Here is an 8,291-nt window from a genome sequence, read left to right on the forward strand (position 1 = left end):
GGATCACAGCAATGAACCCGTGCGGCGGACACCGGCGTGCCGCAGACATGGCACAGAGCAGCGCGGCGGAGGTCTGCCGACTTCTCGTCATCGGGCCCACCAGCCGGGTCGATCTGTCCGTGCCCACGCACGTGCCCCTGACCGACCTGATGCCGGCGTTGCTGCGCAGTCTCGGCCCCGATCTCGCCGATCGCGGGCTGGAACACAGCGGCTGGGTGGTGCAGCGGCTCGGCTCGCCCCCGCTGGACGAGGACCTCAGCGTCGCCGAGCACGAGCTGCTCGACGGCGACACCGTCCACGTCCGCCCGCGTTCGGACCAGATACCGCCGCTGGACTTCGACGACCTGATCGACGGCGTCTCCACCGGAATCAGCGCGCGCTCGGGCCTGTGGCGGCCGCGGACCACCCACACGGTGTCGGCGTTGGCGCTGGTGATGTGGTTGCTGGTGGCGCTCGCGGTGCCGGTGCTGGCCGGTCCGCACGTCCCCACCCCGGCTGCGGGCGCCCGCGGCGCCCACGGCGCCGGCGGCGACGTGTTCGGCCGGCCCGTGACGGTGGGCGCCGTCGCGATGCTGCTGTTCGTCGCCATGGTCGTGTCGGGCCGGGGGCAGCGGGACCGTGCGGTGACCGCGCTGCTCGGCGGTGCGGTGGTGGCCTTCGCCGTGGAGGCGGTGGTTCTCCAGGTCGCCGATGCCCATGCCGGCGCCGGCGCGGGCGCGGGCGCCCACCTGCCCGAGATGCTGCTGGCCGGCGCGGGAGTCGCCGTGCTCGCGAGCCTGCTGGTGCTGGTCGTGGCGTCCGTGCGCGACACCCTGCTGCCGGTCGGCCTCGCGGTCACGGCCGTGGCGCTCGCCGCCGCCGTGGCCAGCGAGCTGAGTTCCGCCGCCGGGCTGGACTGGACCCAGACGGCGGCGGTGATGTCGCTGCTCTGCGTGGCGGCCCGCCCCGCGGTGCCGATGGCCTCGTTCAAGCTCGCCGGGCTCACGCTGCCGCCGCTGCCGGTCGAACCGGAGGACCTGCAGGACGACATCGACCCTGAACCGGGGGCGCAACTGCTGGCCCGCACCGCCCGGGCCGACCGTTACATGACCGCCCTGCACGCGGCCGGCGGGGTCGTGTCCACCGCCGCGGTGCTCCGGCTGGCGCTCGCGCCCGGCTGGCTGCCGGCGACGGTCGCCCTCCTCGTCGGGTTCGCGCAGGTGCTCGCGGCCCGTCCGATGACGAGTACCTGGCACCGCCTGGCGTTGGGACTGCCCGCCGGCGCGGGCCTGGCCGCCGCCGTCCTGTCGCTGCCCGTCCGGTCGGGAGTGCTCGGGGGCGGCGCGGCGCTGCCGATGGTGCTGGCTCTGCTGCTGGCGGTCATCGCCGCGGCCTGCACGTACACGCTTCCCCGCCGCCGGCTGACGCCGATCTGGGGACGGCTCGGCGACGTGAGTCACGGCGTCGCGCTGGCGGTCTCGGTCCCGCTGGTGGTCGGGATCCTGGGCGGAGTCGGGTTCATCCGTTCGGCGGTCGGCTGAGATGCGCTCCCGACGAGACCAGGTCAACGCGCACAACTACCTGGTGTTCCGGCTGACCGGGGCGCTCGTGCGGGCCGAACCGGACATCCTCGAGTCGCCGACCCGCCGGGACCTGCGCGGCCTGATCACCGGGGGTGTGGCGGCGATCCTGCTGCTGGCGGTGGTCGCGGTCTGGGCGCTGATCTCCGCGCGGGGGTCGACGGCCTGGCGCAAACCCGGCGCCCTGATCGTGGACAAGTCGAGCGGAAGCCGGTTCCTGCTGGTCGACGGCGCGTTGCGGCCGGTGCGCAACATCGCCTCGGCCCGGCTGCTGACGGGCAGGACCGTCTCACCGGTGGTGGTGCCGCGCACCAGGCTGACCGGAGTGCCGCGCGGCGCCCCCCTCGGCCTCACGAACGCGCCGGACACGCTGCCCGACCCCAGCCGCCTCAACAAGGGCGTGTGGCGGCTGTGCACCCGGCCCGGCACCGCCGGTGCCGCCGGTGCCGCCGGTGCCGCCGGCGAGGACGGCCCTGACGCCGGGCCGGCCATGGTTCTCGACGTCGGCGTTGCCCCGGCGAAGCCCCGCCTCGGCCCCGACGCGGGACTGCTGGTCTCCGCCGACGGGCAGCAGTACCTGCTCTGGCACGGGCAGCGGTTGCTGCTGGCCCGGCCCTGGGCCGCGGACGTGCTGGGCTTCGGCGCGATCATCCCCACCGCCGTTCCCCGGACGTGGCTGGACCTGGTGCCGCCCGGGCCGGATCTGGCCCCGGTCGCCGTGCCGGACGCCGGGGCGCCCGGACCGCCGATCGGGGGTCAGGCCACCCGGCGGGGCGAGCTGTTCGCGGTGACGACGGCGACCGGATCGGTCGCCCACTACATCCTGCTGGGGTCCGGGCTGACCGCGCTGAGCCCGACCCAGTTCGCCCTGGCCCGAGGCGAGGCGGGCGACGCACCGGAGCAGCCGATCACCCCGGGGGACCTCGCCACCGCCGCGCGCGCCGTGATGGCGGCGCCGCAGAGCGCGCTGCCGGCGACGCCGCCGCCGATCCGGCTGCCGTCCGCGGGCGAGTCGGTCTGCGTCGAGTCCTCGCCGGACCCGGCCGGCTCCACGTTCGACGTCGTGGTCTCGACGGTGCGTGCGGCCGCGGGCCGGCGGACGTCCGGCGACACCGCCATCGGTGTCGCCGCGGGTGGTGGCGCCCTGGTCGTACCCAGGGTGCTGCCGCGGGGCAGCCGGGCGGCGGACGTGAACAAGCAGCCGGGTGTCCTGGTCGACGGTAGCGGCATGGCCTACCCGGTGACCGGGGACGCGATCAAGGCGCTCGGCTACGCGCCGGAGCAGGCCGTCGCCGCGCCCTGGAAGTTGTTGGCGCTCCTGCCCTCGGGACCGCCGCTGACGACGCCGGGACGGGGGTGACGACCGAGGACCACGGCCCTGACGATCACGGCTCCGATGACCACCAGGATCAATGATGTTCAGTCCGACACCCGGAGGGCACGTCCATGCCAGATCAGTCTCTCGTCGCCGATGAAGCCACCACCATCAACATGATCAAGGCTTTCGACAACTGCCAGGACGAGTGCAACAACATCCAGCAGACGATCGACGGCGCCAGCTCCATGCTCTTCTCGACGTGGGGTGGCGTCGCGGCCAACAAGTACCGCGACGCCATCTCCGGCTGGCAGAACGGCTTCAACGAGGTTCGGCAGGCGCTGAACCTGCTGAACGAATCGATGGTCAGCTACGCGAAGACCACGACCAGCACCGAGGACGACGCCCTGATGATCGGCTCAAGCTGGGCCCAGGGACTCACCTGAGGCGCAGCCGGCCGATCGCCGACCCAACCGTGAGCCGGACTTCGGAATCCGGGGAAACGAGGAGACATGGCCACCTACCAGTTCAGCCCGAACGGTGCCCTCGACACCGCGGACGAACTCACCTTCGTTACCAAGAAGCTCGAGGAGTCGCTCGCCGATCTCATGTCCAAGGTGCAGCTCTTCATCCAGGCCAACGCGGGTTCCGCGCCGGAGAACTACACGCTGGCCCAGCAGCAGTGGAACAAGGGCCAGCAGGACATGGAGCTGTCCCTCGCGGTGGGCCGACAGAAGCTCGAGGAGATTCACAACCAGTACGTGCTGGGTGACAGGAAGGGCGCGAGCGTCTTCGGCTCGCTCCTCTGACGGTGCCCGTCACGCCGGACACCCGCGTATCTCCTCATCGCGTACGCGGTCGGTAACCAGATTCTTTCTCCTGCTCGGTGGCCGGGCCGGATCCCGCGCGGACCACTACCGGTGGGACGGGTCGCGCGGGCCGGTCGGGCCGCTGCTCTCTTGGCAGGACACAAAAACCGAGGCGAACGACAGGAGAGACCATTGGGCACCGAGTTCACGATCAAGATTGACGAGCCGACCCTCCAGCGGCTTCGAACCGAGTACGGCGACCTGCTCCAGGACATGGACACCCGGCTGGCCGACTACCAGTGGGACAGTGGTGAGACCTACTCCGACCTGACCCTGGGTGATCAGTTTCCCCTGAGCCTGGGGGGCGCGGACTTCACCGAGGCCGTGAAGTTGGCCAAGGACCTGGACAAGGTGCGCAAGAACCTCACCGGCCGGTTCGACACGGTGTACTCCAATGCGTCGAACCTGTACTGGGGCCTGCAGTCGCTGTTGGAGGACACGGACGCGGTCGAGCATCTGAACGATATGACGGCAGAGGAGTTCTCGGGGTTCATCCCCACGGAGACGCCCCAGGGGCCGGGTGACGGCCCGACCGATCAGGGCAAGGGGAGCTGACAATGGCCGCTGCCCAGCCGATCGAGGACATCCTCCAGACCATCCTCGGATATACCGTCGGCGCGGCCGACGGCGGACTCAATCTCGCCACCGGCCCGGGCGACGGGGACTCGCCCAAACCGAACGGAACACCCAGCAAGAGCGTCGCCGACAACCTGCGGCCGAGCACCATCGGGGGTGCCGGCGGCGCACCCTGGCTGATTCCCGAGGAGCGGGAGGAGCACTACCACACCCTGGGAAGCTGGAAGCCCAAGTTCAAACAGGGCGCGATCACCTTCTGGCGCTGGATGTCAAGCGACAGCATGAGTAACGCGGAGCAGTTGACCCTGTGGGTCGGGAAGAAGGACGACTCCTCGTCGGCGAACCGCAACTCCCCGACGCCCGCGGGCACCGGGGACAGCAATCCGTTGATGGACGTCCGGGCGGCCTGGGCCGCGGTGTTCAAGGACATCCCGCAGATCGCCGGTCCGCGCACGCCGTTCGATCCGGCCACGCTGCGTGGGGTCAATGTGGCCCTGCAGCGGGTCGGGGAGTGGGCCCAGGCCATCTTCGAGGATCTGGACAATGACGTCTCCCGGCTGGACACGAAGGTCGAGAATTTCGACGGCTCGGCGGCCGCGGCCTTCCGGGATCAGGTCAATGCAGCCAGGCGCGGTGTGCAGGGCGTCCTCGACCAGATCAAGAGTTGGTCCGATCCGCTGGGGGAGGCCGTCACCAGCGCGGTGAACTTCGTGAACCAGCTTTTCCTGGACAATGCCTACTGGAACGGGCAGAACGGTCAGGGGGAGACGAGGCCTCCGATTGGTGGGCCCCCCGGCGTCTGGCCGGACCCCTTCAGGCTGATCGTCCAGATGTTCGACGATTCCACGGTGTTCAGCAGCTACGGCACCGACCCGAACTACAACCATTCCCACGGGTTGTGGGAGACCGGCCGGATCCGCGGCGAACTCGGGCAGTACGAGTACGACCTGTGGCGGGAGATGTACATCCGCTTTCCCGACTGGAGTGGCGTCACCGGGGACTTTGCCGTGCTCCGGCAGCCGTCCTGGTTCGCCGCCGACCAGGCCCTGCGGGCTGCGTGGGCCAAGAAGGTGCAGGACAGCTTCGCGCCGTCCGTGGGTCTGGCCCAGGACATGATGGACAAGTTCAACGCCGCGGCCGGCAAGGTCAAGATGACCGCGATGCCGCCGGTCACCCACACCCCGCACGACAAGCCGGAGACCACTGACCCGCCGCCGTTCAACCCCGAGGATCTCGACAAGTACTTCAACGGCCTCAACAACGGCTTCAACAGCCTGAACAACGGCCTGAATGACCTGAACAACGGCCTGAACGGTCTGAACAACGGCTTCAACGGCCTGAACAACGGCTTCAACGGCCTGAACAACGGCCTGAACGACATGAACAACGGTCTGAACAACGGCCTGAACGACCTGAACAACGGCCTGAACGGTGACCTGAATGACCTGAACAACGGTCTGAACGACATGAACAACGGTCTGAACAACGACCTGAACGACCTGAACAACGGGCTTAACAAGAACTTCGACGGTCTGGGTGACGGACTGAACGGGTTGAACGACAACCTGGGTAACGGTCTGAACGGTCTGGGTAACGGTCTGACCGGGTTGAACGACAACCTGGGTAACGGTCTGAACGGTCTGGGTAATGGTCTGACCGGGCTGAACGACAACGTCGGCAACGGCTTGAACGACGGGCTGAACGACAACCTGGGTAACGGTCCGAACGGGCCGGGGGGCGACCTGTCCGGCCTGGTCGGCGGCCCGGCGGCGCTCGCCGGGCTGAACAGCCCGAACAGCCTCACCGGCGGCGGGCGCAACGGACTCGGCGACGGGGAGGACCTCGGCGGCCTCAACGACTCCGTACCGAAGACGCTGGGCGACCTCAGCCCCCAGCAGCTCAGCACGCTTCAGCAGGCCGGGCAGCTCGACGGCGTGCCGTTGACCCCGGAGCAGTCGGCGGCGCTGGAGCAGGCGGGTCTCGCCGCTCCCGGCGCCCAGACCCTGGGCGACCTCAGCCCCCAGCAGCTCCAGGAGTTGCAGCGGGATGGTCTGCTCAACGATGTCCCGCTCACACCGCAGAATCTGCAGACCCTGGGCGACGCCGGTCTGCTCGGAGCAGCCGACGGCACGCCGCATGACCTGGGTGATCTGAGCCCGGCGCAACTGGCCGAACTCGGCTCCTCCGGCGCGTTGGACAACGTGCCGGTCACGGATGCGCAGCTCAACCAGTTGCGTCAGGACGGCCTGCTCGGCCCCAACGCGACCGGCATCGACTCGCTCGGTGACCTCAGCCCGGCCCAGCTCGCCGACCTGCAGCAGAACGGCCTGCTGGACTCGGTGCCGGTGACTCCGAGCGAGCTGAACACGCTGCAGCACGCGGGTCTGCTCGGCCCGAACGCCACGACCGGGGCCGGCATGAACACGCTGCCGACGCTCGGCCCGGACTCCGTCGGCGGCGCCGGATTCGGCGACAACGGCCTGCTCAACCCGTCCGGTCTGGCTGGCAACGAGACGCCGAAAACATACTTCCCCACGGCGGTCGACGGTCTGGATGTGAGCCCTCCCGACCCGTACGACCTCGCCGCCGGCTCGGGAGTGCAGGTCGGGAACATCCAGCAGCCGATGGCCCGGACGGTTCCCGGAGTCGGCGGCGCGGGCTTCGGAACGGCTGGCGTCTCCCTGCCGAATTCACAGCCACTCGGGACGGGCGACAGTTCCCTGCTCGGCCAGGACGGGACCACCGGGCTGGGCGACCTGGCGGGAGCCGGCGGTCTGGCGGGAGCCGGCGGTCTGGGGGGCGCCGACGGGTCGATGAGTCTCAAGGGGTCGCCCATGTCCGGCGGGATGCCGTTCATGCCGATGGGCGGCATGGGCGGGCTCGGCGGCGGCCAGGGCCAGCAGCCCAAGGAACGGCAGCGCAACACGTGGCTCACGGAGGACGAGGAGGTGTGGGGCACGGACCCCGAATGCGCACCGGCTGTCGTGGGCCGCGGCGACAGCCCCGCCGACGCCGAGTCCGACCGTCCCGCCGGCCCGACGCCGGTGCCGCCCACCCCCGATCGCAGCCGCACCCGCCGTGGGCGTTGACACCGCCGGGCGTTGACACCGCCGGGCGTTGATGCAGGAAAGGAGGCGCGATGGCGCTGTTCGACGAAAGCCAGGTGGAAGCCGCGCTGGCCGAGCTGGCGCACACCGAGGAGGTCACGGAGCGGATCCGGCGGCAGGGCGCGGAGGCGAGCTACCGGACGAGCGACAAGAACAAGCTGCTCTCGGTCACCGTCGGTGGCCAGGGCGAGATTCGTGATCTCACCTTCCGCGGTGACGGCTACCGGGATCTCGCCCCGGCCGAGCTGGCCGATCTCCTGGTGAAGACGATCGAGCGGGCTCGTCAGGAGGTCCGTCGGCGTGTCCTGGTCGGCATGCAGGAACTGATGCTGGAACTGCCGTCTCCCGTGGGCGGCCTGGCCGAGGCCGGGTCGGCGGAGGAACTCGTGGAGGAGCTGCTCGGGATGTTCACCCGGAACATGCCCGACGACGGCCGCGAGCTTGCTCCGCCCGAGGAAGACGGGCGCTGGCGGTGAGCGACGAGGTGATACGCCACGACGGCGACGAGATCGCGCAGAAGGTGCCGATGCTCAGCACGTTCCGCCAGCAGGTGACCGATCTGGGTGGCGAGCTGGCCGACACCATCGCCCGGAACAGTTTCGCCAAGGGCGCGAAGGACGAGGTGTCCCTGTACGCGGAGTCGTCGTTCCAGCAGTTGATGGACGCCTTCGGGAAGATCTACGGGGCGCTTGGGGAGGCGGTCGGCCTGCAGGGCGATCGGCTGTCCGTCGTGCGCCAGATCGGCGACACGACCGAGGGCGAAACGACCGAGGAGGCGGGCTGGGAGTCCCCGGGCGGCCATCACGGCTGACAGCACTGCGAGGCCCGGGTATCGGCCGCTGTCCCGCGGCGGCCGTTCGTGGGT

8 protein-coding genes are annotated in these 8,291 nt (G+C 70.1%); all 8 read left to right on the plus strand.

From position 1 onward, the window contains the following. Positions 1-47: 47 nt before the first annotated feature. Positions 48-1,520, plus strand: coding sequence for a type VII secretion integral membrane protein EccD (gene eccD, locus FRAAL_RS12915; protein ID WP_157892083.1), 1,473 nt, complete (start codon positions 48-50; stop codon positions 1,518-1,520). Between the two features lies 1 nt (position 1,521). Continuing rightward, entirely contained in the window at positions 1,522-2,919 is a 1,398-nt protein-coding gene (gene eccB / locus FRAAL_RS12920) for a type VII secretion protein EccB (RefSeq protein WP_011604107.1), read from the plus strand. Between the two features lie 86 nt (positions 2,920-3,005). Continuing rightward, complete coding sequence (locus FRAAL_RS12925; protein ID WP_011604108.1) at positions 3,006-3,320, plus strand: WXG100 family type VII secretion target; 315 nt, start codon at positions 3,006-3,008, stop codon at positions 3,318-3,320. A gap of 66 nt (positions 3,321-3,386) precedes the next feature. Continuing rightward, positions 3,387-3,683 (plus strand): WXG100 family type VII secretion target, encoded by a 297-nt coding sequence (locus FRAAL_RS12930; protein WP_011604109.1) that lies wholly within the window; start codon positions 3,387-3,389, stop codon positions 3,681-3,683. Positions 3,684-3,875: 192 nt separating this feature from the next. Then, positions 3,876-4,298, plus strand: coding sequence for a hypothetical protein (locus FRAAL_RS12935; protein ID WP_011604110.1), 423 nt, complete (start codon positions 3,876-3,878; stop codon positions 4,296-4,298). Between the two features lie 2 nt (positions 4,299-4,300). Beyond that, the gene (locus FRAAL_RS30440; protein ID WP_011604111.1) at positions 4,301-7,408 is read left to right on the plus strand and encodes a hypothetical protein; all 3,108 of its coding nucleotides are present in this window, start codon (positions 4,301-4,303) and stop codon (positions 7,406-7,408) included. 50 nt (positions 7,409-7,458) lie between these two features. Beyond that, positions 7,459-7,902, plus strand: coding sequence for a YbaB/EbfC family nucleoid-associated protein (locus tag FRAAL_RS12945; RefSeq protein ID WP_011604112.1), 444 nt, complete (start codon positions 7,459-7,461; stop codon positions 7,900-7,902). Further along, positions 7,899-8,237, plus strand: a complete 339-nt coding sequence (locus tag FRAAL_RS12950; protein ID WP_011604113.1) for a hypothetical protein — start codon at positions 7,899-7,901, stop codon at positions 8,235-8,237. The genes FRAAL_RS12945 and FRAAL_RS12950 overlap by 4 nt, the downstream gene beginning before the upstream one ends. The last annotated feature ends 54 nt before the right edge of the window (positions 8,238-8,291 follow it).

The organism is Frankia alni ACN14a (assembly GCF_000058485.1).
In the GTDB taxonomy this organism is placed as follows: domain Bacteria; phylum Actinomycetota; class Actinomycetes; order Frankiales; family Frankiaceae; genus Frankia; species Frankia alni.